Origin of the sequence: Bradyrhizobium sp. AUGA SZCCT0158 (assembly GCF_018130065.1) — a bacterium.
GTDB lineage: Bacteria > Pseudomonadota > Alphaproteobacteria > Rhizobiales > Xanthobacteraceae > Bradyrhizobium.
Genome location: NZ_JAFCME010000005.1, coordinates 44,309 through 71,144, shown reverse-complemented (window position 1 = coordinate 71,144; position 26,836 = coordinate 44,309). Strand labels below are relative to the sequence as shown.

The 26,836-nt window shown below is 63.2% G+C and carries 27 protein-coding genes; 13 read left to right on the top strand and 14 right to left on the bottom strand.

Features of this window, described 5'->3' with window-relative positions; all coding sequences use genetic code 11:
- Positions 1 to 161: 161 nt before the first annotated feature.
- From hemW to rph, 3 genes are read right to left on the bottom strand one after another with little or no spacing between them, the layout of a single operon-like run.
- On the bottom strand, positions 162 to 1,343 hold the full coding sequence (gene hemW, locus JQ574_RS08885) for a radical SAM family heme chaperone HemW (RefSeq protein WP_249119213.1): 1,182 nt from the start codon (positions 1,341 to 1,343) through the stop codon (positions 162 to 164).
- Positions 1,336 to 1,965 (bottom strand): RdgB/HAM1 family non-canonical purine NTP pyrophosphatase, encoded by a 630-nt coding sequence (gene rdgB, locus JQ574_RS08880; protein ID WP_212207568.1) that lies wholly within the window; start codon positions 1,963 to 1,965, stop codon positions 1,336 to 1,338. Before rdgB ends, hemW begins: the two co-directional genes overlap by 8 nt.
- Positions 1,966 to 1,976: 11 nt before the next feature.
- Positions 1,977 to 2,690: a ribonuclease PH gene (rph, locus tag JQ574_RS08875; protein WP_212207567.1), complete on the bottom strand. Its 714-nt coding sequence runs from the start codon at positions 2,688 to 2,690 to the stop codon at positions 1,977 to 1,979.
- 318 nt (positions 2,691 to 3,008) lie between these two features.
- Between rph and JQ574_RS08870 the strand changes: the two genes are divergently transcribed.
- The 3 genes from JQ574_RS08870 (at position 3,009) to grpE (ending at position 7,359) form a co-directional block, all read left to right on the top strand.
- On the top strand, positions 3,009 to 5,327 hold the full coding sequence (locus JQ574_RS08870) for an AI-2E family transporter (RefSeq protein ID WP_312014690.1): 2,319 nt from the start codon (positions 3,009 to 3,011) through the stop codon (positions 5,325 to 5,327).
- Positions 5,328 to 5,480: 153 nt separating this feature from the next.
- The gene (gene hrcA, locus JQ574_RS08865) at positions 5,481 to 6,569 is read left to right on the top strand and encodes a heat-inducible transcriptional repressor HrcA (RefSeq protein WP_192736160.1); all 1,089 of its coding nucleotides are present in this window, start codon (positions 5,481 to 5,483) and stop codon (positions 6,567 to 6,569) included.
- 193 nt (positions 6,570 to 6,762) lie between these two features.
- Positions 6,763 to 7,359, top strand: coding sequence for a nucleotide exchange factor GrpE (gene grpE, locus JQ574_RS08860; protein ID WP_212207565.1), 597 nt, complete (start codon positions 6,763 to 6,765; stop codon positions 7,357 to 7,359).
- 20 nt (positions 7,360 to 7,379) lie between these two features.
- Here the strand turns inward: grpE and JQ574_RS08855 are convergent, their stop codons facing one another.
- The 5 genes from JQ574_RS08855 to JQ574_RS08835 form a co-directional block, all read right to left on the bottom strand.
- Positions 7,380 to 7,808, bottom strand: a complete 429-nt coding sequence (locus tag JQ574_RS08855; RefSeq protein WP_212207564.1) for a VOC family protein — start codon at positions 7,806 to 7,808, stop codon at positions 7,380 to 7,382.
- Positions 7,809 to 7,880: 72 nt separating this feature from the next.
- Positions 7,881 to 8,735, bottom strand: coding sequence for an AraC family transcriptional regulator (locus JQ574_RS08850; protein WP_212207563.1), 855 nt, complete (start codon positions 8,733 to 8,735; stop codon positions 7,881 to 7,883).
- Positions 8,736 to 8,764: 29 nt separating this feature from the next.
- Positions 8,765 to 9,478: a bifunctional nicotinamidase/pyrazinamidase gene (pncA, locus tag JQ574_RS08845; protein WP_212207562.1), complete on the bottom strand. Its 714-nt coding sequence runs from the start codon at positions 9,476 to 9,478 to the stop codon at positions 8,765 to 8,767.
- A gap of 125 nt (positions 9,479 to 9,603) precedes the next feature.
- Positions 9,604 to 9,972: a hypothetical protein gene (locus JQ574_RS08840; protein ID WP_212207561.1), complete on the bottom strand. Its 369-nt coding sequence runs from the start codon at positions 9,970 to 9,972 to the stop codon at positions 9,604 to 9,606.
- Positions 9,973 to 10,008: 36 nt separating this feature from the next.
- A complete protein-coding gene (locus JQ574_RS08835) occupies positions 10,009 to 10,944 on the bottom strand; it encodes a hypothetical protein (protein WP_212207560.1) in 936 nt (311 codons plus the stop codon).
- 568 nt (positions 10,945 to 11,512) lie between these two features.
- Here JQ574_RS08835 and dnaK point away from each other — a divergent pair.
- From dnaK to dapB, 7 genes are all read left to right on the top strand, one after another.
- On the top strand, positions 11,513 to 13,414 hold the full coding sequence (dnaK, locus tag JQ574_RS08830; protein ID WP_212207559.1) for a molecular chaperone DnaK: 1,902 nt from the start codon (positions 11,513 to 11,515) through the stop codon (positions 13,412 to 13,414).
- A gap of 142 nt (positions 13,415 to 13,556) precedes the next feature.
- Entirely contained in the window at positions 13,557 to 14,696 is a 1,140-nt protein-coding gene (dnaJ, locus tag JQ574_RS08825) for a molecular chaperone DnaJ (protein WP_212207558.1), read from the top strand.
- Between the two features lie 93 nt (positions 14,697 to 14,789).
- Positions 14,790 to 15,392 carry a class I SAM-dependent methyltransferase gene (locus JQ574_RS08820; protein ID WP_192736168.1) on the top strand — a complete coding sequence of 201 codons (603 nt, stop codon included), beginning with the start codon at positions 14,790 to 14,792 and terminating at the stop codon, positions 15,390 to 15,392.
- Positions 15,393 to 15,529: 137 nt separating this feature from the next.
- Positions 15,530 to 16,108, top strand: coding sequence for an NADPH-dependent FMN reductase (locus tag JQ574_RS08815; RefSeq protein WP_212207557.1), 579 nt, complete (start codon positions 15,530 to 15,532; stop codon positions 16,106 to 16,108).
- 6 nt (positions 16,109 to 16,114) lie between these two features.
- Entirely contained in the window at positions 16,115 to 16,825 is a 711-nt protein-coding gene (gene pyrF / locus JQ574_RS08810; RefSeq protein WP_212207556.1) for an orotidine-5'-phosphate decarboxylase, read from the top strand.
- A gap of 33 nt (positions 16,826 to 16,858) precedes the next feature.
- Positions 16,859 to 17,161: a DUF1330 domain-containing protein gene (locus JQ574_RS08805; protein ID WP_212207555.1), complete on the top strand. Its 303-nt coding sequence runs from the start codon at positions 16,859 to 16,861 to the stop codon at positions 17,159 to 17,161.
- Positions 17,162 to 17,331: 170 nt separating this feature from the next.
- The gene (dapB, locus tag JQ574_RS08800) at positions 17,332 to 18,147 is read left to right on the top strand and encodes a 4-hydroxy-tetrahydrodipicolinate reductase (protein WP_212207554.1); all 816 of its coding nucleotides are present in this window, start codon (positions 17,332 to 17,334) and stop codon (positions 18,145 to 18,147) included.
- A gap of 238 nt (positions 18,148 to 18,385) precedes the next feature.
- Here the strand turns inward: dapB and gpmI are convergent, their stop codons facing one another.
- From gpmI to JQ574_RS08780, 4 genes are all read right to left on the bottom strand, one after another.
- Positions 18,386 to 19,918 (bottom strand): 2,3-bisphosphoglycerate-independent phosphoglycerate mutase, encoded by a 1,533-nt coding sequence (gpmI, locus tag JQ574_RS08795; RefSeq protein ID WP_212383448.1) that lies wholly within the window; start codon positions 19,916 to 19,918, stop codon positions 18,386 to 18,388.
- Between the two features lie 73 nt (positions 19,919 to 19,991).
- Positions 19,992 to 20,408 (bottom strand): anthrone oxygenase family protein, encoded by a 417-nt coding sequence (locus tag JQ574_RS08790; protein ID WP_312018260.1) that lies wholly within the window; start codon positions 20,406 to 20,408, stop codon positions 19,992 to 19,994.
- 282 nt (positions 20,409 to 20,690) lie between these two features.
- Positions 20,691 to 21,587: a bifunctional helix-turn-helix domain-containing protein/methylated-DNA--[protein]-cysteine S-methyltransferase gene (locus tag JQ574_RS08785; protein ID WP_211995550.1), complete on the bottom strand. Its 897-nt coding sequence runs from the start codon at positions 21,585 to 21,587 to the stop codon at positions 20,691 to 20,693.
- 55 nt (positions 21,588 to 21,642) lie between these two features.
- Positions 21,643 to 22,164: a DUF2244 domain-containing protein gene (locus tag JQ574_RS08780; protein ID WP_212207551.1), complete on the bottom strand. Its 522-nt coding sequence runs from the start codon at positions 22,162 to 22,164 to the stop codon at positions 21,643 to 21,645.
- 22 nt (positions 22,165 to 22,186) lie between these two features.
- Between JQ574_RS08780 and nth the strand changes: the two genes are divergently transcribed.
- A complete protein-coding gene (gene nth, locus JQ574_RS08775) occupies positions 22,187 to 22,987 on the top strand; it encodes an endonuclease III (RefSeq protein ID WP_212207550.1) in 801 nt (266 codons plus the stop codon).
- A gap of 99 nt (positions 22,988 to 23,086) precedes the next feature.
- On the opposite strand, the gene JQ574_RS08770 is transcribed toward nth, so the two are convergent.
- The gene (locus JQ574_RS08770) at positions 23,087 to 23,839 is read right to left on the bottom strand and encodes a sulfate transporter family protein (RefSeq protein WP_212383446.1); all 753 of its coding nucleotides are present in this window, start codon (positions 23,837 to 23,839) and stop codon (positions 23,087 to 23,089) included.
- A gap of 230 nt (positions 23,840 to 24,069) precedes the next feature.
- Here JQ574_RS08770 and JQ574_RS08765 point away from each other — a divergent pair, with 230 nt between their 5' ends.
- Together JQ574_RS08765 and JQ574_RS08760 are read left to right on the top strand one after the other, a co-directional pair.
- A complete protein-coding gene (locus JQ574_RS08765; RefSeq protein WP_212207548.1) occupies positions 24,070 to 25,233 on the top strand; it encodes a CaiB/BaiF CoA-transferase family protein in 1,164 nt (387 codons plus the stop codon).
- A gap of 7 nt (positions 25,234 to 25,240) precedes the next feature.
- On the top strand, positions 25,241 to 26,188 hold the full coding sequence (locus JQ574_RS08760; RefSeq protein WP_212207547.1) for a hydroxymethylglutaryl-CoA lyase: 948 nt from the start codon (positions 25,241 to 25,243) through the stop codon (positions 26,186 to 26,188).
- A 100-nt stretch (positions 26,189 to 26,288) separates the two neighbouring features.
- Here the strand turns inward: JQ574_RS08760 and nikR are convergent, their stop codons facing one another.
- The gene (gene nikR, locus JQ574_RS08755) at positions 26,289 to 26,735 is read right to left on the bottom strand and encodes a nickel-responsive transcriptional regulator NikR (RefSeq protein ID WP_212207546.1); all 447 of its coding nucleotides are present in this window, start codon (positions 26,733 to 26,735) and stop codon (positions 26,289 to 26,291) included.
- Between the last annotated feature and the right edge of the window lie 101 nt (positions 26,736 to 26,836).

Below are 26,836 nucleotides of genomic sequence, written 5' to 3'. Positions count from 1 at the left end.
AATGGCGGTTGGGGATAATCTCTCGGTGCAATCTATCACAGCCCGGCGAGCGGCGTCCAAAACCCTGGCTTATCAAACGTTTACTCGGCGAGATTGGTGACGACGTCCCGGCTCTCTCCACACGTCGTCCCGGCTCAAGGCCGGGACGACAGAAAGAAAAATTACGCCGCCAGATCGGCGACAACCGCATCGAGCACCGGGAAACCTGCCTGCGTCACCCGCAGCCTTCCATCGGCGTCGACGGTGATCGCGCCTTCTTCGCGCAGCACGGCGATCCGGCCGGGATCGAGGGTGCGGCCCGACAGCGCGGCGTAGCGCTTGGGATCGATGCCTTCCGCAAGCCGCAACCCCATCAGCAAAAATTCGTCGGCGCGTTCTTCCGAGTTGAGGACGTCGTCGGTGATGAAGCCATGGCCGTTGGTCTCGACCCGCATCAGCCAGGCTTCGGGACGTTTCTCGGTCGCGATCGCGTGCCTTTCGCCGTCGATGTCGAGGCGGCCATGGGCGCCCGGACCGATGCCGGCGTATTCCTCGCCGCGCCAATAGACGAGATTATGTTTGCACTCCGCGCCCGGCCGCGCGTGGTTGGAAATCTCATAGGAAGGAAGACCCTGCGCGGCGCAAACATCCTGCGTCACGTCATACAGCGCGCGGGCGACGGCCTCATCCGGCGTCTTCAATTTGCCTGCGGCATGCAGTCCGAAAAACGGCGTGCCCTCCTCGATGGTGAGCTGGTAGAGCGACAGATGTTCGGCGGCTTCCGAAATCGCCAGCTTCAGTTCATCGGCCCACATCTGCGGCGTCTGGTCGGGGCGGGCGTAGATCAGGTCGAACGAGTAACGGTCGAAGGATTGCCGCGCGATCGCCACCGCATCCAGCGCCTCGCGCGCGCTGTGCAGGCGGCCCAATGCCTTCAATGATACGTCATCCAGCGCCTGCACGCCGAGCGACACGCGGTTGACGCCGGCTGTGCGATAGCCGCGAAACCGCGTCGCCTCGACGCTGGTCGGGTTGGCTTCCAGCGTCACTTCGACGTCACCAGCGACGCGCCAATGTTTGCCGATCGCATCCAGGATCGCGCCCACGGTCTGCGGTTGCATCAGCGACGGCGTGCCGCCACCGAGGAAGATCGAGGTGACCTCGCGGCCCGGCGCGCGCTCGGCGGACGTTTCGATCTCGCGCGCAAAGGCGCTGACGAACCGCGCCTCGTCGATCGGGGCGTGCCGGACATGGCTGTTGAAATCGCAATACGGGCATTTCGACAGGCAGAATGGCCAGTGCACATAAACGCCGAAAGCCGCTTTGCCGGTCTTGAGGATCTCGGGGCGCTCGAAGCTAGCCAAGGCAGATCTCCGCCAGTTTGACGAAGGCGCGGGCGCGGTGCGACAGGCCGAGCCCCAGCGGCGGCAGGCCGTGCTTCTCGATGCTGGCCATCTCGCCGAAGGTGCGGCCGTGCCCATCGGGCAGGAACGACGGATCGTAACCGAAACCCTCGGTGCCGCGCGGCGGCCACACCAAGGTTCCATCGATCCGCGCCTCGACCTCTTCGAGGTGGCCGTCAGGCCAGGCGACGCACAGCGCGGACACGAAATGCGCCTTGCGTTTGTCTGGCGTTTTGGCGCCGCGCTCCTGCAACAGGCGTTCGACCCGCGTCATCGCCGCCAGAAAATCCGCAGGTTTGCCGGCCCAGCGTGCCGAATAGATTCCGGGTGCGCCGTCCAGCGCATCGACCACGAGGCCGGAATCGTCGGCGAAGGCCGGAAGCTGCGCGGCTTTCGCGGCCGCGATCGCCTTGATCGCCGCATTCGCCCGAAACGTCTCGCCGGTTTCCTCGGGCTCATCGAGGCCGAGCTCGCCGGCCGAGATCGCCTCGACGCCATGCGGCGCCAGCAATTCGCGCATCTCGGCAAGCTTGCCAAGATTGTGGGTCGCGATCACCAGGCGGCCTGTGATTCGACGGTGCATGATCAATCAGACTACGCGACGGCCATCTTTTGCAAGTCCACCAGACGCGCGACGCCCTTGCGCGCCAGCGCCATCAGCGCCAGGAACTCGTCCTGCGAGAACGGCGTCTTTTCGGCGGTGCCCTGCACCTCGATGATGCGGCCGTCGCCCGTCATGACGAAATTGGCGTCGGTATCGGCCTCGGAATCCTCGGCATAATCGAGGTCGAGCACCGGCGTACCCTGATAGATGCCGCAGGAGATCGCCGCGACATTGTCGCGGAGCACATTGGCTTTCAACATGTTGCGGCTCTTCATCCAGGAGATGCAGTCGGCCAGCGCCACCCATGCGCCCGTTATCGAGGCGGTGCGGGTGCCGCCATCGGCCTGGATCACGTCGCAATCGACCGTGATCTGACGCTCGCCGAGCGCTTCGAGGTCGACAGCCGCGCGCAAGGAGCGCCCGATCAGGCGCTGGATTTCGACGGTGCGGCCGCCCTGTTTGCCGGCCGCGGCCTCGCGGCGGGTGCGTTCCAGCGTGGCGCGGGGCAGCATGCCGTATTCGGCGGTGACCCAGCCGCGGCCCTGACCCTTGAGCCAGGGCGGCAGGCGTTCTTCCAGCGTAGCCGTGACCAGCACATGGGTATCGCCGAATTTCACCATGCAGGAACCTTCGGCGTATTTGACGACGCCGCGTTCCAGCGACACGGGACGCAGCTCATCGGGCGCACGGCGGCTTGGCCGCATGGGGAATCCTCCGGAAAATCAAGTAAAAGCGGTTCGCGGTGCTTGTAGGAGGGGGAGCGGGCAGCGGCAAGGCCTTTGCCACGCCAAAACCGTCTGAATACTCGATCGGCTTCGCCCATCTGTGCGCTCAGAGACTTTCCCGTGGTCGGAATCCCCGCCCGCAGGAGCTGCTCACGAGATGGCATCATGGGAACTTGCCGGGTCCGTTCGCGTTTGCGTGTGAGGCTGACCAAAATGTCTAATGCGTCTACAGCCCCGGCCCTTCCACCACCCGGCAAGGCCCGGGGGGATTCCGTTACGTCTCGCGAACTGAATATTGTGAAAGTTGCCGCCGCCCTGGTGTCGGCCGCAGTCCTGCTTGCCGGCCTGTATTACGGCCGCGAAATCCTCATACCGCTCGCGATCGCCTTCCTGATCACGTTCGCACTGAATCCGCCGGTCACCTGGTTTGTCCGACTAGGCTTGCCGAGACTGCTCGCGACGAGTCTGGTCATGGTGACCGTCGTGTGCGCTTTGGTAGGACTGGGCGTCGTTCTCGGCGCCCAGGTCCGTTCGATCGCGGTCGAATTGCCGGCCTATCAATCGACGATACTGACGAAGCTGTCGGATCTGCGCCAGAATCTCAAAGCACCGGGAATGTTCGACGGTGTGCTGACAACCGTCGAACGCTTGCAGAAGGAGGTGCAGTCAAAGGACGATAAACCCGCGGACGGGCCCGTCCCGCAGCGCGTCGAAATCGTCCCCACGCCGCAAACGCCGTTCGAGCAGGCATTTGCCTGGCTTGTGCGGTCAGCGGAGCCTCTGGCCACCGCCGGCATCATCCTGATCTTCGTCTTTCTGGCGCTGCTTGATATTGGCGACCTTCGCGACCGGTTTCTGCGCCTGTTGGGTGGGAACTTTCATCGTTCGACCGATGCGATTCAGGAGGCTGGCGCGCGTATCAGCAGATATCTCCTGATGCAGTTACTCGTAAATATCAGCTACGGCGTGCCGCTAGCGGCCGGCCTCTGGTTCATCGGTGTACCAGGCGCCCTGCTGTGGGGCGCCGTGGGCGCGGTCATGCGCTTCGTCCCCTATCTCGGCCCGCTGATTGCTGCGATCTTTCCGATCGCGCTCGCCTTTGCCGTCGACAGCGGCTGGAGCATGCTACTCTGGACCGTTGCGCTGATCGTCATCCTCGAGTTGATCAGCAACAACATCGTCGAGCCGCTGCTATATGGATCCAGCACCGGCTTGTCGGCGATATCGCTCATCGCCTCGGCGATATTGTGGACAGCGCTTTGGGGGCCCGTGGGGCTGATCCTCTCTACCCCTCTCACGGTTTGTCTGCTGGTCCTCGGGCGCAATCTGCCGCAGTTCCGCTTCCTCAACACCATGCTCGGCTCGGCGCCTGCACTGGATGTTCCGGCCCGCATCTATCAGCGGCTGATTGCAAATGATGCCGACGAAGCTGTCGAGATCGCAAGCGCCGAGATCGAAAAATCTTCGGTCATATCATTCTACGACGCAATCGGCATTGAGGTCCTTCGTCTGGCAAGCGAGGAGTATCTCCAGAACGCAAGCGCCGAGCACCGCCTGCGCCTGGCAAGCGGAATGGACACGCTGCTCGACGATCTGAGAGACGAATACCCCTCCTCCCTGAGTCCGGAGGCAAAGCCCAGGGTCCTGTGCATCGGAGGGAAATGGGAAATCGATGCCCTCGGCGGCGAGATGCTGGCCCATGCGCTCGCTTTCGAAGGGATCGCCGCAGCTTCCCAACCCGCTGCAAGCGTCAATGCCGACTATCTGGCCAAGCTCGATCTGAAGGGCGCGGACATTGTATGCCTCAGTTATTTTGCGCCGGATCCAGCGATCCCCGCTCGCCACGCCTGCCGGCGGCTGCGAAGACGATGGCCGGATGTGCGCATCGTTCTAGCGCTATGGAACGCGCCGCCGGAACTGTTGACCGACGAATCTCTTGAAACGCTCAAAGCCGATGCCGCCGTGACTTCGGTTGAGGAGGCGGTTCGCCGTATTCACCGCATCGTCGATCCTGAAGAGGCCAAGGCAGCCCAACAGGCCGCCGTGCCTGACAATGACGCAGAGCGTGTCGACGCGCTGAAAGCGACCGGGGTGTTGGAAGGGGACAAGCGCGAAGCCCTGGATGCACTCGCCAAGCGAGCGGCCGACGTGTTCAACACCAGCGTTGCCGTGATCACCACCATCGACAAGGAGCGCGAATACTTCGTCGGACAAAGTGGAAAATTGCCAGCTGCGATCACCGACGATGCAGGAACGCTGCTGCCGATGGACCGCGAACACGCGATCTGCAACTACGTTGTAGCCAACGACGGGACGTTGGTGATTTCGGATATCGAGCGCGATCCGCGCTTTGCCGATAACGAGACGATCAAGCAATGGGACATGCGCTTCTACGCCGGGGCGCCGCTACGCGCAGCGGACGGTCTGGTAATCGGAGCGCTATGCATTCTCGACTCCGAACCCCGCACCCTGGAAGAAAACGAGGTCGCATTGCTTGAAACGATGGCCGGCGATGTCGTAGCCACCATTACAACGAGTGACGCCGACGAGGAAGCGTCGGTGAAACCGGCACCCGCTGCCTCATCGGCGACGGTCGGGCAGGAGGTGCCCCAGTAGCCTGAGCAGCGCCAATCGAGCGGAACACGCTGTTCCAATCCCCAAAAGCCTCCAGAACCAAACGGTCCATAACACCCAAGACCGCCTCCCAAATGCGTGCTTGTCACCGGGCCTCCGGATAGACAGATTAGAGGCTTAGCGAGGGAGTAACTGGTGGCCCACCACGATCCGATTGGCCTGATTGCGCCGAATGCCGGGCTGGCCCAGCTCAATGAGCGTTCGCGCGACATTTTTCGTCAAATCGTCGAGAGTTACCTCGCCACCGGCGAGCCGGTCGGCTCGCGCAACATCTCGCGCCTGATCGCGATGCCGCTGTCGCCGGCCTCGGTGCGCAACGTGATGTCGGACCTCGAACAGCTCGGCCTGATCTACGCGCCGCATACCTCCGCCGGGCGGCTGCCCACGGAACTCGGCCTGCGCTTCTTTGTCGACGCCTTGATGCAGGTCGGCGACCTCACCGAAGACGAGCGGCAGTCGATCCAGACCCAGCTTGCCTCCGTCGGCCGCGCGCAGTCGGTCGAGGCGGCGCTCGGCGAAGCCCTGACGCGGCTGTCGGGCCTGACCCGCGCCGCCGCGGTGGTGCTGACAGCGAAATCCAATTCGCGGCTGAAGCACATCGAATTCGTGCGGCTGGAGCCGGAACGCGCGCTGGTGGTGCTGGTCAGCGAAGACGGCCAGGTCGAAAACCGCGTGCTGACCCTGCCGCCCGGCGTTCCCTCGTCGGCGCTGACGGAAGCCAGCAATTTCCTCAATTCCCGCATTCGCGGCCGCACCCTTGCCGAATCGCGCCTCGAACTCGAAACCGCGCTGACGCAAAGCCGCGCCGAACTCGATCAGCTGACGCAGAAGATCATCGCGGCCGGCATCGCGAGCTGGTCCGGCGGCGAAAGCGAGGACCGCCAATTGATCGTGCGCGGCCACGCCAATCTGCTCGAGGATCTGCATGCGCTGGAGGATCTCGAGCGCGTGAAATCGCTGTTCGACGATCTCGAGACCAAGCGCGGCGTCATCGATCTGCTCGGTCGCGCCGAACGCGCCGAGGGCGTGCGGATCTTCATCGGGTCGGAGAACAAGCTGTTCTCACTGTCCGGTTCCTCCACCATCATCGCGCCCTATAGCGACGCCGCGGGCCGCATCGTCGGGGTGCTCGGCGTGATCGGTCCGACGCGGCTCAACTATGCAAGGGTGATTCCGACGGTGGACTATGCCGCGCGCATCGTCAGCCGGATGCTGGGTGGTTGATCCGGCCCGAAAAAAGCTCCGCTTTGTTGTTTTGACGCCTTTCCTGGCGCGAACCGGGGCCCGCCCCGGATCAGGTCCGGTGCAGGTATCGCTCGAAAACGCCATGGAACGCTTGATTTTCGCCCGCTAAAGCACGATATCCCGGGCAGCAAATCCCCATTTACCCGAACGGTTCTTTTGAGAAGGCAGACTTATGACCGATCCCAACCGGCCGAATGATGACGCGGCGGCGCCGAGCGAGCCCGTGGTCTCAAAGCCCTACATCATGCCCGACGATCCCGAAGAAGGATCGGTCGAGGCGTTGACGAAGGAAGCGGCTGAAGCGCGCGACAAGATGCTGCGCACGCTGGCGGAGATGGAAAATCTGCGCAAACGCACCGCCAAGGAAGTTGCCGATGCGCGGGCTTACGGAATCACCGGCTTCGCGCGCGACATTCTCGACATCGCCGACAATCTGCAACGTGCGCTGGATGCGGTTCCCGCTGAAATGAAGGAATCGGCCGACCCGGCGCTGAAGGCGTTCATCGAAGGCGTCGAGCTGACCGAACGGTCGCTGCTCAACACGCTGGAGAAAAACGGCGTCAAGAAATTCGATCCGTCCGGCGAGAAGTTCAATCCGAACTTCCAGCAGGCGATGTACGAAGTCCCTGACACGTCGGTGCCGGCGGGCACCGTGGTGCAGGTGGTGCAGGCCGGCTTCATGATCGGCGAGCGCGTGCTGCGCCCGGCGCTGGTCGGCGTGTCCAAGGGCGGCGCCAAGGCGGCGCCCGCCGCCGACATCACGACCTGAGGCGAAAGAGTCGATCCGACTTACGCATCCATCGGCTTCTCGTGCGCCTTCGGCCAGTAGGTGCCAAAGCTCCAGAGATTGCCTTCCGGATCCCGGCAGGCGAAATCGCGGCTGCCGTAGTCGGTGTTGTGCAGTTCCATTTCGATCTTGGCGCCTGATGCCTTGACCTTTGCGCACAACGCGTCGGGGTCCTCGACGGCGACATAAAGCGCGTCGGTGCGCCGGCCAGAGATGTCGCCGACCAACTTGCCGTACTCATCGTCGCGGGCCTGACCGAGCATCAGCAGCGAAGCGCCGCAGGCAAGTTGCGCGTGCTGCACCACGCCGTCGCTGCGGTAGACGACATGCTCGGTGAAACCCAGCACATCCTTGAGCCAGCGGATCATCGCATCGGCATCCCTGCAGCGCATCGTCGGATAGATGCGCTGCGCGTCGTTGGCATTGGTCATGGACAAACTCCGTACCTTTTGGCTTCACCGTGTCAGTATGCTGATACGGCGTGGCGTAGGCTTGAAGATTTGTTACCAGTCCGAAAACGCTTCGTTCGGGCGCGTCAGCCGGCTGTCGATCAGCGCCAGCCGCTTCGCCCAGGCCGTCGGCGTCTCGCCCGCCAGTTCGCCGAATTCGCGGACCAGATGGGCCTGGTCGGCAAAGCCGCTCTCGGCGGCAATCCCGGCCCAGCCCGGAGCCGTCCCGCTGCGCGCCAGCCGGCAGGCCCGGTGAAAGCGCATCATGCGCGCGATTGATTTGGGCGCGAGGCCAAGCTCGGATCGAAAACGCTCGACCAGATGTTTGCGGCTCCAGCCGATTTCACCGGCCAGCGCCGCAATCCGCGCGCCGCCCGCGGTCAGCGCCAGCCGACGCCAGGCGAACGCGATCTCTGGCGACGGCAGATGATTGGCGCGGCCGGCGATGAAGTCTTCGAGCAGGTCGAAGCGGTGCTGCCAGCACGCCGTCGCGCCCAGCCGCTCGCGCAATTGCCGGCCCTCGCGGCCGAGCACGTCCGACATATCGACCATTCGCGCGACGAGGTCGACCACGCCCCCGCCGAAGAAGCGATAGGCGCCGAGCGGGGTAAAATCCACCTGCACGCATTCGGCGCCGCCATCGGACTCGATATGAACAGGCCCGGCATAGAGGCCCGCGGCGAAGCTCGGCTGGCGGTCGGCCGCATCGGGCTTTCGGCCGAGCGCGATCAGGAACGGGCTGCCGAGGCTGATGATCAGCGGCACGATCAGGTGCGCGGCTTCACGCTGCGAAAATCGGCCAAGCGCGGTCTCGCGGTAGCCCGTCATTCCCGTGATCAGGCCGGCCGTGCGCTGTGAGGGTGCACGGCGGATCATTTCGAACGCGAGCGGTGCGCCTAAATCCGACATTGTGCTCTCTCGCGAGAGAACGCTCTACTTTAAGCGGCGATATCGCTGGACTGGATGCGCTTGACGCCGGCTGCGCTCATATCGGCCCAGGCTTTCGCGAGCGAGCCCTGGGTGTCGATGCCGCGGCAAGCGTCTTCGACGACATAAGTCTCAAAGTCGGCCTTGCGGGCGTCGAGCGCGCTCCATGCCACGCAGAAGTCAGTGGCGAGACCAGCGAGAAACACGCGTTCCACCTTGCGGGCCTTCAAATAGGCGGCAAGCCCCGTCGTGGTCTTGCCGTCGGCTTCGGTGAAGGCCGAATAGCTGTCGACGTCCTTGTTGGAGCCCTTGCGGATGACGAGGCCGGCATGGGGGATCGAGAGATCCTTTGACAGCGCGGCGCCCTCGGTGCCCTGCACGCAGTGATCGGGCCACAGCACCTGCTTGCCGTAGGGCAGGTCGATCGTCTCGAACGGCTTCTTGCCGGAATGCGTGGTGGCAAACGAGACGTGGCCTGATGTGTGCCAGTCCTGCGTCAGCACGACGTTGGCAAAGCTCTTGGCGATGCGGTTGATGACGGGAACGACCTGGTCGCCATCTTTCACCGCAAGGCTGCCGCCCGGCAGGAAGCAGTTCTGAACGTCGATCACCAGCAACGCCGACGCATTGTCGGGCTTGATCGACGCGGCCAAAGAGGTACTTGGTCCAAGGGCCACAATTGTCGTAGCGCCGAGACTCGTCATAAGCAGCCTGCGATTCAGCATGTGCGCCTCCCACGTAGCGAACCCGACGGCGAGAAGCTTAGTTCTATCCGTATACGAACGTAAGCCCGAAATTTAGGGCTTGCTAGCGCAAATTGGTTGCTTGCGAGCTGTTATCCAAGAGTGTCTCACTTGGCGCTCGCGCTATGAAGGAAAGCAGCCCATTCCTCTCGCGCCGTGATGCGGAGGATTCCGGGACGAAGAGCCCCGGCCGGCAGTTTCAGTTTCTGACTTGCCGACGTAGCGGGCTCGTTCAACCTGATTGATCCGAAGAGGTCATTAAGCGTGGGTGTGCATCGCTCGCGAAAAATCTCTTCCGCATCGTTTGTTGCCCTGATGCCGAGGGCATAGACTTCGGCGGCATTTGACCGGACGCAGGCCCGAAAATCCGACAAGTACTGCTGCAATGCTGCATCGTCATCGGCTTGCTGTCCGAATGATGGGCCGGCCGTGAGCGAAATTGCGACCGCAATCGCAATGATTGCTTTGTTCGTCATAGCCACTGGCCTCGATTTGCGAGCTATCGGGCATCATCAGCGCGGGCGAATTCCGTCACGCACGGCGCGGAAACGCGTGAACGCGGTGGTCCAACCCTCGCGCGGCGAACTGCCGATGATGCGCAGCGAATTCTGGCCGCCGAATCGCAACCATTGCACGATCGTCACCGGCGTATTGTCCTTGCCGCTGGTGGCTTCGATGCGGGTTTCGTATCCGGGCTGGCCGTCGATGCGGACCGCCTCCGACATCGTGATCCGCCCGTCGCGTACGCCGGGAATCGTCGTCGCCATTTGCTGGGCGAAACGTCCGCGGTCGTCGGGCTGCGCCGGCGCGGATCCGACCAGGCCGACGATCATGAAGGGCGCGGTTTCAAAACCGCTTTTTTCGTCGCCGTCGGCAATGATCAGGGCTGCGCCCGGCGCCAGCGTGCGGACCGTCTTGAAATTGCTGAGCTCGGCCATCCTGAACGGCATCAGGCCGAGCTGCTCATCGACCGGAACTTCGTTTCGGATCACGGCGGAAGCGAACATCTGGCGTATGGCGTCGTCGGTGTAGATCCGGGAGGCATTCTCCGGCACCTGCACGGCGACGTAGCCGGAGAAGGTCGGACCCGGCACGATCATCGAGTAGCGCCGGACATTGGTGGCGCCGTCCTTGGCGTTCTCAGCGGTGTAATAGGCGAGCCCCGCCGCCGTCTCGATGCTCTCCGGCTTGATGCCGCCGGTGCCGCCGGGGTTTGCCTTGAAAGCATTGGCGACCTCGCCATAGGCCTCGGCGGGCAGGTCCGCCACCAGCACCTTGACGCCCTGATCCTCGGTCTCGAAGCCGACGAATGATCTGGCTTTGGCCAGGCCGACCAGCGGCGTCATGCCGACCCGCGCACCCGGCGGAAAGACCGGGTCGGCGGCGAACGCAGCGCAGGTCGCGGCGATGGTAAGGGCAAACGCAGCGAGGTATCGAACAGGCTTCATGAAGGGTCTACCGGGTTTACTTTGAGGCGGCTCAATGGTCGGCCAGCGCAGCCCTCAAGGGTTCGAGGGCGTGGGTTCAGTCAGCCCGCTTTTAGCGGTTTTGATGTCCCTGCAACAGGGCAGGGCGGGCGTCCGTTCCCTCGTCACGTCCCGAAACACCGGAATTTTAGCGCGATATGGCAGCTAGCCAAACGTTTTCGGGCGGTTTCGGCGGCGTGCCGGACCGCCGGTCAGGTCCGCGCAGCGGCCAAATACCGCGCTGGCCGCGATCACGAACTGGGCTGATTTTCGGACGTGGTGATGAGTGCGCGCTCACCTCCTTGCCGATTTGTTAACACGGCTGGCGGCCTGAACCAGGACTGAACCTTGACCTGCCCTGAGCTGACACAATCTTTCAAACGTCAGCATTTTCAGGCCCTAAGGTTGCGTTCGGTCCTTGCGGGCAGGACCCCCCCTCCTATATGAGGCTCACCGTCGCAATATCGCGAGTAATTGATCGTTGGGGGTTCGGTTAGGTGCGCCGTCCAGGGCCCAGCCAACCTGCCGCAAAAAGAAGGATATGAGGACCATGGGAAAGGTCATTGGGATCGATCTCGGCACCACCAATTCGTGCGTCGCCGTAATGGATGGCAAGACAGCTAAAGTCATCGAGAACGCAGAGGGTATGCGCACGACGCCGTCGATCGTCGCTTTCAGCGATGATGGCGAGCGCCTCGTCGGCCAGCCTGCCAAGCGTCAGGCGGTGACCAATCCCGAGCGCACCTTCTTCGCGGTCAAGCGCCTCGTCGGCCGCCGCTATGACGACCCGATGGTCGAGAAGGACAAGAAGCTCGTCCCCTATAAAATCGTCAAGGCATCGAACGGCGACGCCTGGGTCGAAGCCGACAGCAAGACCTACTCACCCTCGCAGGTCTCCGCCTTCATCCTGCAGAAGATGAAAGAGACCGCGGAAGCCCATCTCGGCCAGAAGGTCGAGCAGGCCGTCATCACGGTTCCCGCCTATTTCAACGACGCGCAACGTCAGGCCACCAAGGACGCCGGCAAGATCGCCGGCCTTGAAGTGCTGCGCATCATCAACGAGCCGACCGCGGCCGCGCTCGCCTACGGCCTCGACAAGACCAAGGCCGGCACCATTGCGGTGTACGACCTCGGCGGCGGCACCTTCGACGTCTCGATTCTCGAGATCGGCGACGGCGTGTTCGAGGTGAAGTCCACCAACGGCGACACGTTCCTCGGCGGTGAAGACTTCGACATGCGGCTCGTCAGCTATCTGGCCGATGAGTTCCAGAAGGAGCAGGGCATCAACCTGCGCAACGACAAGCTTGCCTTGCAGCGCCTGAAAGAGGCCGCCGAAAAGGCCAAGATCGAATTGTCCTCGACCACGCAGACCGAAATCAACCTGCCGTTCATCACGGCCGATCAGACCGGTCCGAAGCATCTGACGATGAAGCTGACCCGCTCGAAGTTCGAGGCGCTGGTCGACGACCTCGTCCAGAAGACCATCGAGCCGTGCCGCAAGGCGCTGAAGGATGCGGGCCTCACCGCCGCCGAGATCGGCGAAGTGGTGCTGGTCGGCGGCATGACGCGCATGCCGAAGGTTCAGGAGGTGGTGAAGCAGCTGTTCGGCAAGGAGCCGCACAAGGGCGTCAACCCGGACGAAGTCGTCGCCATCGGCGCGGCGATCCAGGCCGGCGTGCTGCAGGGCGACGTCAAGGACGTGCTGCTGCTCGACGTGACCCCGCTGTCGCTGGGCATCGAGACGCTGGGCGGCGTGTTCACCCGCATCATCGATCGCAACACCACGATCCCGACCAAGAAGAGCCAAGTGTTCTCGACCGCCGAGGACAACCAGAGCGCTGTCACCATCCGCGTCTTCCAGGGCGAGCGTGAAATGGCGGCCGACAACAAGGTGCTCGGCCAGTTCGACCTGATGGGCATTCCGCCGTCGCCGCGCGGCATGCCGCAGATCGAGGTGACGTTCGACATCGACGCCAACGGCATCGTCAACGTTTCGGCCAAGGACAAGGCCACCGGCAAGGAACAGCAGATCCGGATTCAGGCCTCCGGCGGCCTGTCGGACGCCGACATCCAGAAGATGGTCAAGGACGCCGAGGCCAATGCGGCCGAGGACAAGAAGCGCCGCGAGGCGGTCGACGCCAAGAACCATGCCGACAGCCTGGTGCATTCCACCGAGAAGGCGCTGGCCGAACACGGTTCGAAGGTCGAGGAGAGCGAGCGCCGTTCCATCGAGGACGCCGTCAGCGACCTCAAGGAAGCGCTGAAGGGCGACGACGCCGAGGCGATCAAGGCCAAGACCAACACGCTGGCGCAGGCTTCGATGAAGCTCGGCGAGGCCATGTACAAGCAGCAGGCCGAAGCCGACGCCAAGAAGGATGCGGCCAAGGATGACGTCGTCGACGCGGAGTTCACCGAGGTCGACGACGACAAGAACAACAAGAAGTCGGCATAAGCGGGCTTTCGATCATGACCCTCACACCAAAGAGCGCCGGCTGCGTCTCGATGGGTGAGGGTCATTTTTCGTTAAGCGCAAGGCGGCATCCTCAAAAATGCACCCTTGCGGCATGAAGACGAAATTCGGACGGATCTGACGGATGTCCACCAAGCGCTGCTATTATGAAACCCTTGAAGTCGAACGGAGCGCGGACGATTCCAAGCTCAAGGCCGCCTTCCGCAAGCTCGCGATGAAATGGCATCCGGACAAGAATCCGGGCGATGCTTCCAGCGAAGTGAAGTTCAAGGAAATCAACGAAGCCTATGAGGTCCTGAAAGACGGCGACAAACGCGCCGCCTATGACCGCTACGGCCACGCGGCGTTCGAGCAGGGCATGGGTGGCGGCGGGCCCGGATTCGGCGCCGGCTTCGCCTCTTCATTCTCGGATATTTTCGAGGATCTGTTCGGCATGGCCGGACAACGCGGGCGCGGTGGCGGCGGCCGCGAGCGCGGCGCCGACCTGCGCTACAATATGGAAATCACGCTGGAGGAAGCCTTCCTCGGCAAGACCGCCCAAATCGAGATTCCGGTTTCGGTCACTTGCGAGTCCTGCTCCGGCACCGGCGCCAAGGCCGGCACCAAGCCGAAGACCTGTTCGCTATGCGGCGGGCAGGGAAGGGTGCGGCAAGCCCAGGGCTTCTTCACGCTGGAACGAACCTGTCCGGGCTGTCAGGGCCGCGGCCAGATGATTGAAGACCCCTGTCCCTCCTGCGCGGGCTCGGGCCGGGTGACGCGCGACCGGACCCTGTCGGTCAACATTCCGCAAGGCGTCGAAGACGGCACCCGCATTCGCCTCGCCGGCGAGGGCGAGGCCGGCGTCCGCGGCGGACCGCCCGGCGATCTCTATATTTTCCTGTCGCTGGCAACCCACGAATTCTTCCAGCGCGACGGCGCCGACCTGCATTGCCGGGTCCCGATCTCGATGGTGGCGGCCGCCCTTGGCGGCGAATTCGAGGTGCCGACCATCGACAAGGGCAAGACCAAGGTGAAGGTGCCGTCGGGAACACAGTCCGGCCGGCGATTCCGCATCGCATCAAAAGGCATGCCGGTGCTCCGTTCGCGCCAGACCGGCGACATGTATGTCCAGGTGATGGTCGAAACGCCGCAGAATCTGACCAAGAAGCAGCAGGAATTGCTGGCCGAGTTCGAAAAGCTGTCGTCGGGTGCGACCCAGCCGGAAGCGGCGGGTTTCTTCACTAAGGTCAAGGACTTCTTCGGTAGCCGCGCTGCCCCGCAGTAAGCCTTTTGCTTGACCATAAGAGCTGCGACCTATACCTCTTTATGACCGTTTTCTGACATAACCGCCCGTTCGCGGTCCCCGCCTGGTAGCGACATGCCTCTGCAATCGTCCGTGCGTGCGTTGAAGAAGCCTCTCCGTCTTGACGACGAGGTGCGCTTTCTCCGTTCATGGATCGAAAAGCCGCTGCACATGGGCGCGGTGATGCCGTCCAGCAAGCTGCTCGCACGCACCATGGCGCAATATGTCGACGTCGATTCGAAAGGACCGGTCGTCGAACTTGGCCCCGGCACCGGCGCGATCACCAACGCGCTGATCGAACATGGCGTCGATCAGAAGCGTCTCGTGCTGGTTGAATACAATCCGGGCTTCTGCGCGCTGCTGCGCGACCGTTACCCGCACGCGAAGGTGGTGCAGGGCGACGCCTACAAACTTCGCGACTCGCTGTTGAAGGTTCTCGACGTGCCGGCCTCGGCCGTGGTCTCCGGCCTGCCGCTGGTCACAAAGCCGATGCTGACGCGCCTCAAACTGATCCGCGACGCCTTTACGGCGCTCGCACCCGGGGCGCCCTTCGTGCAGTTCACCTATTCGGTTGCGCCGCCGATCCCGAAATCGCTGCCTGGTGTGTCCACAGAAGCTTCCGAGCGGATCTGGATGAACCTTCCGCCCGCCCGGGTCTGGGTGTATCGCAAGGGCTGATACCGCGCGTATTCCGCAAAAGCGGAAGCCGGTTTTGCGCATAGAATACGCGCCAAATATTAGTTAAGAGCATTTTCGACGAAAATGCTCGCCCGCGTCTGCGCGGCGGGTTTGGCCCGAACCGCGATTTATAAAATATGTCCGCGCTGAAAATCCTCGTGATCCCGGGATCGCTTCGCACAGGCTCGCACAATGCGAGGCTGGCGGCCGCGGCCAGCCGTGAGCTGGCGCTATCCGGCGCCGAAGTGACGCGTATTTCGCTGTCGGATTTTCCGTTGCCGATCTATGACGGCGACCTGCAGGCGAAGTCCGGCGTGCCGAAGCACGCGGTCAATCTGAAGCGCATGATATCAGCCCATCATGGCGTCCTGATCGTGACGCCGGAATATAATTCGTCGGTGCCCGCGCTGGTGAAAAACACCATCGACTGGATCAGCCGGGTGCAGGACCCGCACGAAACCCGCGGCCAGGTGTTTCGCGGCGCCGTGTTTGCGATCGCATCGGCCTCGGGCGGGCGGCTCGGCGGCACGCGCGCGCTGGCGGCGCTGCGCCTCATTCTGTCGGCCTGCCACGCCAGCGTGGTTCCGAACCAGCTCGCATTGTCGTTCGCGGAGCAGGCCTATGACGAGATGGACCGTCTGAAACATCCTGCCGATTTCGAGGCGCTGCAAGCGCTGGTGCGGCAGCTGATCGACCATTCCCAACGCATGATGTGAGGTGACATGCAGCCTGCCAGTATCGCTCCGAAAGACCGGTTGATTGTGGCGCTCGATCTGCCCGGCGTCGCCGAGGCCGAAGCGATGGTGGCGCGGCTCGGCGACAGCGTGACATTCTACAAGATCGGCTATCAGCTGGCCTATGCCGGCGGCTTGCCGCTGGTCCGTCAATTATCCGGTGCGGGCAAGAAAGTGTTCGTCGATCTCAAGCTGCACGATATCGGCAACACCGTTGCACGCGGTGTCGAGAGCGTCGCCAAACTCGGCGCGACATTTCTCACCGTGCACGCCTATCCGCAGACCATGAAGGCGGCGGTCGAAGCGCGCGAGGGCTCGAGCCTGAAAATCCTCGCCGTCACGGTGCTGACCTCCTATGACGACGGCGATCTGCATGCCGCCGGCTATCGCCTCAACGTCTCCGATCTGGTCGAGGCGCGGGCCCAGCAGGCGCAGGTGCTTGGCGTCGACGGGCTGGTGAGTTCGCCGGAAGAGGCGGCTTCCTTGCGCAAGATCGTCGGCCACCAGATGAACCTGGTAACGCCGGGCATCCGGCCCGCGGGCTCTGCGACCGGCGACCAGAAACGCATCATGACACCGGCGCGCGCCATTGCTGCCGGCGCGGATTATCTGGTGGTGGGACGGCCGGTCACCGAGGCGGCCGACCCCAAAGCCGCCGCGGATGCCATTCAAGAAGAAATCGCGCAGGCGCTGGCGTAATCAATCAGCGAGACTAAGAAACGGGAGAACAAGATGGCCAAGGGATACTGGATCGGTCGCGTCGACGTTCACGATGACGAGGGCTACAAGCCCTATGCGGCCGCCAATCTCGCGATCTTCAAGAAGTTCGGCGGGCGCTACGTCGTCCGCGGCGGCACGTTCACCGGCGTCGAGGGCCAAAGCCGCTCGCGCAACGTGGTGATCGAGTTCGACAGCTATGAGGCGGCGATGGCCTGCTATAACTCGCCGGAATACCAGGCCAACATCAAGGTTCGACAACCGCACTCGATTGCCGAGCTGATCGTGATCGAAGGCTATGACGGCCCGCAGCCCTAGCGTCTCGTTTTCTCGTCATGGCCGGGCTTGTCACGGCCATCCACGTCTCTGTTGCGCGCCCAAAGCTAAGAGGTGGATGCCAGGGCCAAGCCCGGCCATGACGACGGACTTGGGCCTGATCGGTTGCCGGAATGTCCCCATCCCGCTATAGGGCTTGAAGAGGTGAAGCCATGGCCGACATGCGTTTGATCGTAGCTGGAGCCGGCGGCCGGATGGGCCGGGCGCTGGTGCGCGTCATTTCGGAGACGTCAGGTGCGGTGCTTGCCGGCGCGCTGGAGGCGCCGGGTTCGGAACTGCTGGGCAAGGATTCCGGCATCCTCGCCGGCCTGCCCGAAAACGGCGTCAAACTCTCTGCCGATCTCTGGGCGCTCACGGCGAACGCCGACGGCATTCTCGATTTCACGGTTCCCGCCGCCACCATCGCCAATGTGGCGATCGCCGCCGAACGGAAGCTGGTGCACGTGGTCGGAACCACGGGGTTGTCGAGCTCCGACATGGCCGTGATCAAGAGCGTGACGTCCCGTGCCATCGTCGTGCAATCAGGCAATATGAGCCTCGGCGTCAATCTGCTGGCGGCCCTCGTGAAGCGCGTCGCGCAATCGCTGGATACCGATTTCGACATCGAGATCCTCGAGATGCATCACAAGGCCAAGGTCGATGCGCCGTCGGGCACCGCGCTCATGCTGGGTGAGGCCGCCGCCGCGGGCCGCGGCATCGACCTGCATCTGCATTCGGCGCGCGGACGCGACGGCATTACCGGCGCGCGCAAGGCCGGCGATATCGGTTTTGCGGCGCTGCGCGGCGGCACCGTCACCGGCGAACACAGCGTAATCTTCGCCGGCGCGATGGAACGCATCGAGCTGACCCACCGCGCCGAGGACCGCACCATGTTTGCGCAAGGCGCGGTCAAGGCGGCGTTGTGGGCGCAGGGCAAGACGCCCGGCCTGTATTCGATGGCCGATGTGCTGGGCCTCGGCGACTTCTGAAGTTCGACGACGCGCCGAATGCGAAGCCCACAGACGTCATCCTGAGGCGCGAGCCTTGCGGTGCACTTGCACCGCTGGGTGAGCCTCGAAGGATGGCCGCAGTCGCTTCCATCCTTCGAGGGCGCGCAAGCCAGCGGCGCAATTGCGCCGCCGAGCGCACCTACGGGTGAACGCAATTGCGTTCATCCCGGGGATGACGCGATAGGAAGCGAGTGGTCCGCGCAACCTAAATCACGCTTTACCCTTGCTTGTTCGGGCGCAGCAACGAGATGCCGGTCATGTCAGCCGGTTTCGGCAATTGCATCAGGTCGAGCAGTGTCGGCGCAATATCCGCCAGCCGGCCTTCCGCTAACGTCACGTCGCCGCCGCCCTGCAGCAGCAGGGGCACCGGGTTCGTCGTGTGCGCCGTATGCGGACCGCCAGTTGCGGGGTCGCGCATCATTTCGCAGTTGCCGTGATCGGCCGTGACCAGCAGCGCGCCGCCGGATCGCTCGATCGCCTCCGAGATTTTCCCGAGCGCGGTATCGACGGTCTCCACCGCCTTGATCGCAGCCGCCAGGTTTCCCGAGTGGCCGACCATGTCCGGATTGGCGTAGTTCAGGACGATCAGGTCATACTTGCCCGAGTCGATTGCCTCCACGGCCTTCACCGTCAGCTCGACAGCCGACATCTCCGGTTGCAGGTCATAGGTCGCGACCTTGGGCGATGGCACCATGATGCGGTCTTCGCCGGGAAAAGGTTCTTCCCGTCCACCGTTGAGAAAATAGGTGACGTGCGGATATTTCTCCGTTTCGGCCATCCGCACTTGCGTCCGGTTTGCCGCTGCGGTGACTTCGCCCAGGATGTTTGGAAACGCCTGCGGCGGAAATATCGTCTGCATCAGCCTGTCCAGATCAGCGCTGTACTGCGTCATTCCAACGGCGGCGGCGTATCGGACGCTGCGTCCGCGTTTGAAGCCGTCGAATGACGGATCGAGCATCGCACCAAGAATCTCGCGGACGCGATCAGCGCGAAAGTTGAAGCTCAGCACGCCGTCGCCATCTTTGATGCCGGCGTAATTGCCGATCACCGACGGCACGACGAACTCGTCGGTGACATCATGCGCATAGGCATCTGATATGGCCGATTGCGCGTCGGCAAAATGCGGGCCTTCGGCCTCGACGATGGCGTCATAGGCTTTGCCAACGCGTTCCCAGCGCTTGTCGCGGTCCATCGCATAATATCGCCCGACAACGGTTGCGATCGGAACCTGTGGCGGCAGCGCAGCGCTTAGCCGCTTCAAATCATCGGCCCCCGATCTCGGCGGCGTATCGCGTCCGTCCGTGAGCGCGTGTACGACCGCCGGCACGCCATGCTCGGCGAGGATCCTGGCCAGTGCCGCGACGTGGTCCTGATGCGAATGGACACCGCCCGGCGACACCAGCCCGATCAAGTGACAGGTGCCGCCGCTCTGCTTCAGCGTCTGCACCAGGGAGGTGAGCGCCGTCGCGGATTTGATTTCGCCTGTTACAATGGCGTCGTTGATCCGCGGCAGGTCCTGCATCACGACGCGGCCCGCGCCGATGTTCAGGTGTCCCACTTCGGAATTGCCCATCTGACCATCGGGCAGCCCGACATCCCGTCCTGACGTCCTCAGGAAGGCGCGCGGACCCGCGTTCCACAGGCGGTCGAAATTCGGTGTTTTGGCCTGACGCACAGCATTGTCGGCCGGATCCTCTCGCCAGCCCCAACCATCCAATATCGCTAGCATTACGGGACGACGTTCCTGCATCGACGGGCCTTTCGCTGTTTACCCCAGCGTGGTTGTGAGCGATCGATATGCGATCGTCAATCGAGGCGCGCCGTCAGTGTTCCGGCCGGGTGCTCTGCTTGGTCGACATATCAGCCATGGGAAATCGGAGGCCCGGCGCGCGAGCAATCAACATGACGAGGCTTGCCGTGAATGCCGCCAGCGCCAGCACGGACATCACCATGCGCAGCGCATTCCAGAACATCCAGGGCTCGAGATAGGCCCGCCAGATGGCGGCAGCGTTGTCCGCCGTCGGTACGACCGTTGCGAGACCTTCGTTCAACGGAACGCTGAAACGCAGCGTCACGAAGAATGCGCCGAGGTCATAAATGGCCGTGCCGAGAACGGCCAGCGCCAGCGGCCATCCGCCCGCTCCGATCAAGAGGACGGCAGCGAGCCCTCCAAACGCCAACGTGCCGAAAAAGCTGAACGCGAAAACGGCGTTACGAACGACCGCGTTGATGCCCTGCATCGCCTTGATCGCCGATACGGCATCGGTCGTCGCCAGACCCGGCATGACAGAGCAATGATAGGCGTAGAAGAATCCGGCGACCAATGCAGCCGCCAGAACAGAAAGTGCAAGACAGGAGAGCCGCACGAATTGCATTATTTGAGCCTATGAATCCGTAGGATGGGTAGAGCGCAGCGAAACCCATCAGCTTCGTCACAAGCTCTTGATGGGTATCGCGGAGCCTGTCATCGGGCGCGCATTCGCGCGACCCGTTGGCTCCACCCATCCTACGAATCGACGGATCTAATGCAATCCGACCTGGCCGGCTTCCCAGCCCAACATCGCCTGCTTGCGGGTGATGCCCCAGTGATAGCCGGTGAGCGCGCCGCCCTTGCCGAGTGCGCGATGGCAGGGCACCACGAACGAGACCGGGTTGCGGCCGACCGCAGCACCAACGGCGCGAGAGGCTTTTGGATTCTTGATCTTGTTGGCGATGTCGGAATAGCAGACCGCGCGGCCCATCGGGATCTTCAGCAAGGTTTCCCAGACGCGGACCTCGAAGTCGGTACCGATCAGGACCACGCGCAGCGGCTGGTCCGGCCGCCACAATTTGGTGTCGAAGATGCGCTGCGCGAGACCGGCCGTGCCGTCGCGATCCTCGACATAGGTCGCGTTCGGCCAGCGCCGCTTCATGTCGGCGAAAGATGCCGGCTCCTCGCCGGGATCGGCGAAGGCGAGCCCGGCAAGGCCGCGGCCGCTGGCGATCACGATGGCAGTGCCGAACGGCGAGGGATGGAAACCGTAGCGCAGCGTCATGCCGGCGCCGCCGTTCTTCCATTCGCCCGGCGACATCGCTTCATGCGTCACGAACAGATCGTGCAACCGGCCCGGACCCGACAGCCCCGAGTCGAGCGCGGCGTCGAGGACGCTCGCCGAGTCGCGCAACAATCCCTTGGCGTGATCGAGCGTCAGCGCCTGCATGAAGTCCTTGGGCGTCAGCCCGGCCCAGCGGCGGAACAGCAGGTGCAATTCATCAGGGGTCACCGAGGCGGCGTCCGCCATCGCTTCGATGGTCGGCTGCGCGCGCCAGTGTTCCGAGATGAAGGCGATCGCACGGCGCACGGAATCATAGTCGCGCAGCGCGGCGTTCTGGGGGCCCGGCTTGGCCAGGCGCTGGTCATGTATGGCGAGTGTCATCATGGGATCAGATTTAGGGCTCATCTGACGTTCCAACCACCCGATTTCCGATACGGATTCACGTTATGGGATTGTAGGTAATACCGCGTTTGGCGGACTGCAGCGCAGCCAGTAAAGCCTTGGCAAAGCTTGCTTTTTCGTCCGGCCCCAAAAAATGCCCGACCGAGACGCGGCGGCCGCGCGAGACCAGATAAAGCCGCTCGATGCCGAATTCGGGATCGCCTGTCTGGTCCAGCCGTACCCAGAGCGGATTGAGCACCCATTCCACCACATGGCCGCGATGGCTGACGCGGCGCACCCGCAGCTCCGACGGCGTCACCGTGATTTCCTCCGACGCGTTGGCGCTGCGGAAATTGACCCGGAACGCCCAGTAGATCACGAGCACATCGAGCCCGAAGAATCCGAACACCGGCCAGGCGCCCATCAACAGAAACGCGACGCCCGCGACAAAGCTCACCGCACATAGGAACGCCATCAGCACCAGGAAGCCGGTGCGGTTGAGCGAGCGATGCGGCGTCAGCCGCGCCGAAAACAGCTTCGGCTGGTCAACATCCCGATCAAAGTCGTTGCTTGCGGTCATCGCTGGTCAGTATACCCGGATCATGGCCAAAATCATCCGCGCTAAAGCTGCCAAAAAATCAAGCGTTCCGTCCGTGCCAAATAAAACTGCAAGTAAGACCGCAAGGAAAACAGCCAAAAAGGCCACGGCCAGGAAGCCGGCCAAAGCGTCCGCCAAGCCCGTGGCGAAGCGATCGCCAAAGCCAAAACCCTGGACCTCAGCCGAGGTCCACGAGGTCTTCAGCCGCTTTCGCAAGGCCAATCCGGAGCCGAAGGGCGAGCTCGAACATCTCAACCCGTACACGCTGCTGGTCGCCGTGGTGCTGTCGGCGCAGGCCACCGACGCCGGCGTCAACCGCGCGACGCGCGCGTTGTTCGCGGTGGCGGATACGCCCGAGAAGATGCTTGATCTCGGCGAGGACACCGTGCGCGACTACATCAAGACCATCGGGCTTTATCGCAACAAGGCGAAGAACGTCATCGCGCTCTCGCAGAAGCTGATTGCGGAATTCGGCGGCGAGGTGCCGCGCACCCGCGCCGAGATCGAATCGCTGCCCGGCGCCGGCCGCAAGACCGCCAATGTCGTGCTCAACATGGCCTTCGGTGAGCACACCATGGCGGTCGATACCCACGTGTTCCGCGTCGGCAACCGCACCGGATTGGCGCCCGGCAATAACGTGCTCGAGGTCGAGCTCGGACTGGAAAAGATAATCCCGTCCGAATTCATGCTGCACGCCCACCACTGGCTGATCCTGCACGGCCGCTACACATGCCTCGCGCGCAAGCCGCGCTGCGAGGTGTGTTTGATCAACGATCTCTGTAGGTGGCCGGAGAAGACGGTGTGAGGGCCGTCTGTCATTCCGGGGCGATGCGAAGCATCGAACCCGGAATCTCGAGATTCCGGGTCTGGCCCTTCGGACCATCCCGGAATGACAGACTACTAATCACACCACCGGCATCCCCGTGCGCCGCGACGGCTCGATCAGCTCGGGCCGCGGGCCGCTCAGTCGCTTGTGCATATGGACCATGAAGGCCATGCCGAACAGCGGCGTCGCGAGATTGACGATCGGGATCGACACGAAGGCGGCGATGATCAGCCCCGCTGTGAACACGGTCGACGCATTGTCCTTGCGCATCGCCTTGGCTTCCGCGGGCGAGCGGAAACGCATCGCCGCGAGCTCGAAATATTCCCGGCCGAGCAGCCAGGCGGTGGCAAAGAAGAAAATCAGGAAGCCGGCGCCGGCGAACAGCACGAAGGGCAGCGCGATCAGATAGACCAGGATGGTCAGCAGCGCCGTCTTGATGCCCTCGGGGATCGCCACGCCAAGCGGCAGCGCGGAGCCGGGCTTTTCTGCCGGATAATGCTCGCGCTCGACATGGTCGGCGACGTCGTCGACGAACACGCTGGCGACCAGCGAGGTGATCGCCGGCATCAGGAAGATACCGCCGAGCACGACGCCGAGCCCGGCCGCGATCGAGACGATCCAGGCCAAAATGTTCAGCGGCGTGTGAAAGCCAGGTCCCAGCAGCCCTTCCGCCCAGACCTCGCCATATTCGGCGAACCAGCTGAGCAGCCGCTGCAGGCCGAGCGCCAGCACCGTGATCAGCACCAGCGCCAGCCCGATCGAGCGCCACAGAATGGTGCGCATCGGCGGTGACAGGATTTGGGAAAGCGCCTTGACGGCGGCGTCCAGCATGATGGCCTCTGTTTCTCGGTAAAAAACCCTCGCGAGAGGTAGAGATGCAATCGGGCTTCGGCAAGACCTGCGCAGAAGACCTGGGCTGACCCGGGTTAGGAACGCCGGCAGCGATCCCGCCCGTGCATTTGCGTTATGCAGCCGTGACGGCACGGTTCGGCAGATTATGTTTTCCCGGCAAGTCCTGAAGGCTTAGTCTGATCCCCAAGCTACGGCGCAAGGGAGAAGCCATGACCGGGACGGAACTGCCGCTCGAGGGCGTGAGGGTCGTCGAGATGACCCATATGGTGATGGGCCCGACCTGCGGCATGATCCTGGCGCAACTCGGCGCCGAGGTGATCAAGGTCGAACCACCCGTCGGCGACAAGACCCGCAGCTTAGGGGGCATGGGGGTCTCGTTCTTCCCGCTGTTCAACCGCGGCAAGCGCAGCGTCGTACTCGATCTCTCCAAGGCGGAGGATCGCGAGACCATGGACCGGCTGCTTGCCAGCGCCGACGTGTTCCTGGAAAATTTTCGTGACGGTGCGCTCGAAAAGCAGGGCCTTGGTACCGAGGAGTTGCGCCGCAAGCATCCGCATCTGATCGTGGCCGGCCACAAGGGATTTCTGTCCGGACCCTACGAGCATCGTCCAGCGCTCGACGAGGTCGTGCAGATGATGTCGGGCCTCGCCGCGATGACCGGCACGCGCGACAAGCCGCAGCGCGTTGGTTCTTCCGCCAACGACATCATGGGCGGCATGTTCGGTGTGATCGCGATCCTGGCCGCGCTCTACCAGAAGCGCGGCGGCAACAAGGATGGCGCCGATATCAGGATCGGGCTGTTCGAGAACTGCCTGTTTCTCGTCGCACAGCACATGGTCGAATATGAAATGACAGGCTGCAAGCCGCGCTCGATGCCGGAGCGCGAACATGCCTGGCCGATCTACGATATTTTCGACACCGCCGGCGGTAACCGCATCTTCATCGGCGTCGTTACCGAGGGCCATTGGCAGAGTTTCTGCCGCGAGTTTGGGCTGCAGGAATTTTTGGACGATCCGACCTTGACCAACACCACCGAACGGATCATGGCGCGGGACCGGATTATTCCGCGCGTCGCGGAGGTGGTCAAAGGGTGGAACGTCACCGAGCTTTCGGCCAGGCTCGACGCGCTGAACATCTGCTTCTCGCCGATCAACCGGCCTGAGGATTTGCTGCACGACCCGCACGTGCTGCGCCCCGGCGGGCTCGTCAACAATTTCAACGCCGATGGCGCGCCGTTCCGCGTTCCCGCATTGCCGGTGGAATGGAACGGCGGCAATATCGGCGAAGGCCTCAAGGTGCCGGTTCTCGGCGCCGATACCGAGGCAGTCAGAGCCGAACTGAACAAACAAACGTCAACCGACAACGCTGCGTGAGGCTGCCATGACCCGTCTTCAGGATGTCTATCCCGACAACAAGATCATTCTGCGCGAAGTGGGTCTGCGCGACGGGCTGCAGCTGGTGAAGAAGTTTCCCTCGACGGCGGCCAAGCAGCGCTGGATCCGCGATGAATATGCCGCCGGCGTGCGGCATTTCGAGGTCGGCTCGTTCCTGCCGGCCAAAACCTTCCCGCAATTCACCGACGTGCGCGAGGTCATCGCCACCATCGCGTCACTGCCGGGCGCCTATGGCATCGCGCTGACGCTGAACGAGCGCGGCGTCAACGAGGCGTTGGCATCAGGCGTGGCTGAAGTGGCCACCGTGGTCTCGGCGACCGAAGAGCACAGCCAGGCCAACGCCAACCGCAGCCGCGAATCCGCGATCGCCAACGTCAAGCGGCTCTGCGAATTGCGCGACGCCACTGTGCACAAACCTGTCGTGAACGCTGCGATCTCGATGGCGCTGGGCTGTTCGATCGTCGGTGCCGTCGATCCGAACGAAGTGATCAGGATTGCAGAAAAGCTGTTCGAGGCCGGCGTCGACATGGTCGCGGTCGCCGATACCGTCGGCTATGCCGGACCGAAGCAGGTCGGGGAATTGACGGCGGCCGTGGTGAAGATCGCGGGACCAAAGCCGGTCTGCATTCATCTGCACGACACCCGCGGCATGGGTATCGCCAACGCCTCGGCGGCGCTCGATGCCGGCGCACGCGTGCTGGACGGATCGCTGGGCGGCCTCGGCGGCTGTCCGTTCGCGCCGGGCGCGACCGGCAACGTCGTGTTCGAGGACCTCGTGTTCCTGTGCGAGAGCAAGGGTTTTGCGACCGGCATCGATATCAACAAACTGGTCGCGGTGCGATCAATCCTGAAATCGGAAATGCCGGACGAGCAACTCTATGGCGGGATGGCACGCGCCGGATTGCCGTGCGGGACGGCGGCCAGGGTGGCGTGATTTCGTAGGGTGGGCAAAGACGCGCTTGCGTCGTGCCCACCATCTAGTGCCGTGCTCTGAATGGTGGGCACGCTTCGCTTTGCCCACCCTACGGTTCTGCTCAATCGTGCTTATGCGCGTGCTTGCGCGCCCGCGGCTTCTTATCTGCTGCCGTCGGGATCATCACCACGCGGCCGTAGCGCACGCCGCGCTCGGCGATGATGTGGTCGGCGAAATGCCGGACCTCGCCGGAGGCGCCCTTCAGCGCCGTCACTTCCATGCAGCTGTCGTCGTCGAGATGGACGTGCAGCGTCGCCAGCGACAGATCGTGATGGCCGTGGAAATTCTGCACCAGCCGTTTTGAGAGGTCGCGCGCGGCGTGATCGTAGACATAGACCAGCGCGGCGACGCATTGCCCTGACGGTGCGGCGTCCTCGGCGCTTTGCTGCAGGCCTGATCGGGCGAGGTCGCGGATGATCTCGGAGCGATTCTGGTAGCCGCGCGTTTGCGCTGCGGCATCGATCTCGGCGAGCAAATCGTCTTCGATCGTGATGGTGATCCGTTGCATCTGGGATTCCGTGCTTTTCGGCAGTATGATATTTTTATTGTATCATCATACCGGGCTTGGTAGCGTGAGGGGCCGGGTTAGGTGTAGCGCAGCCGCTCTCG

Coding starts and splice junctions, on each gene's coding strand:
- JQ574_RS08815 (WP_212207557.1), top strand. CDS start 15,530: ATGTCCGCGCTGAAAATCCTCGTGATCCCGGGATCGCTTCGCACAGGC.
- JQ574_RS08835 (WP_212207560.1), bottom strand. CDS start 10,944: ATGAAGCCTGTTCGATACCTCGCTGCGTTTGCCCTTACCATCGCCGCG.
- nth (WP_212207550.1), top strand. CDS start 22,187: ATGGCCAAAATCATCCGCGCTAAAGCTGCCAAAAAATCAAGCGTTCCG.
- gpmI (WP_212383448.1), bottom strand. CDS start 19,918: ATGCAGGAACGTCGTCCCGTAATGCTAGCGATATTGGATGGTTGGGGC.
- JQ574_RS08840 (WP_212207561.1), bottom strand. CDS start 9,972: ATGACGAACAAAGCAATCATTGCGATTGCGGTCGCAATTTCGCTCACG.
- rdgB (WP_212207568.1), bottom strand. CDS start 1,965: ATGCACCGTCGAATCACAGGCCGCCTGGTGATCGCGACCCACAATCTT.
- JQ574_RS08765 (WP_212207548.1), top strand. CDS start 24,070: ATGACCGGGACGGAACTGCCGCTCGAGGGCGTGAGGGTCGTCGAGATG.
- nikR (WP_212207546.1), bottom strand. CDS start 26,735: ATGCAACGGATCACCATCACGATCGAAGACGATTTGCTCGCCGAGATC.
- JQ574_RS08855 (WP_212207564.1), bottom strand. CDS start 7,808: ATGACCAATGCCAACGACGCGCAGCGCATCTATCCGACGATGCGCTGC.
- JQ574_RS08785 (WP_211995550.1), bottom strand. CDS start 21,587: ATGATGACACTCGCCATACATGACCAGCGCCTGGCCAAGCCGGGCCCC.
- JQ574_RS08780 (WP_212207551.1), bottom strand. CDS start 22,164: ATGACCGCAAGCAACGACTTTGATCGGGATGTTGACCAGCCGAAGCTG.
- rph (WP_212207567.1), bottom strand. CDS start 2,690: ATGCGGCCAAGCCGCCGTGCGCCCGATGAGCTGCGTCCCGTGTCGCTG.
- pyrF (WP_212207556.1), top strand. CDS start 16,115: ATGCAGCCTGCCAGTATCGCTCCGAAAGACCGGTTGATTGTGGCGCTC.
- dnaK (WP_212207559.1), top strand. CDS start 11,513: ATGGGAAAGGTCATTGGGATCGATCTCGGCACCACCAATTCGTGCGTC.
- JQ574_RS08805 (WP_212207555.1), top strand. CDS start 16,859: ATGGCCAAGGGATACTGGATCGGTCGCGTCGACGTTCACGATGACGAG.
- grpE (WP_212207565.1), top strand. CDS start 6,763: ATGACCGATCCCAACCGGCCGAATGATGACGCGGCGGCGCCGAGCGAG.
- dapB (WP_212207554.1), top strand. CDS start 17,332: ATGGCCGACATGCGTTTGATCGTAGCTGGAGCCGGCGGCCGGATGGGC.
- dnaJ (WP_212207558.1), top strand. CDS start 13,557: ATGTCCACCAAGCGCTGCTATTATGAAACCCTTGAAGTCGAACGGAGC.
- JQ574_RS08790 (WP_312018260.1), bottom strand. CDS start 20,408: ATGCAGGGCATCAACGCGGTCGTTCGTAACGCCGTTTTCGCGTTCAGC.
- JQ574_RS08820 (WP_192736168.1), top strand. CDS start 14,790: ATGCCTCTGCAATCGTCCGTGCGTGCGTTGAAGAAGCCTCTCCGTCTT.
- JQ574_RS08760 (WP_212207547.1), top strand. CDS start 25,241: ATGACCCGTCTTCAGGATGTCTATCCCGACAACAAGATCATTCTGCGC.
- pncA (WP_212207562.1), bottom strand. CDS start 9,478: ATGCTGAATCGCAGGCTGCTTATGACGAGTCTCGGCGCTACGACAATT.
- JQ574_RS08850 (WP_212207563.1), bottom strand. CDS start 8,735: ATGTCGGATTTAGGCGCACCGCTCGCGTTCGAAATGATCCGCCGTGCA.
- JQ574_RS08770 (WP_212383446.1), bottom strand. CDS start 23,839: ATGCTGGACGCCGCCGTCAAGGCGCTTTCCCAAATCCTGTCACCGCCG.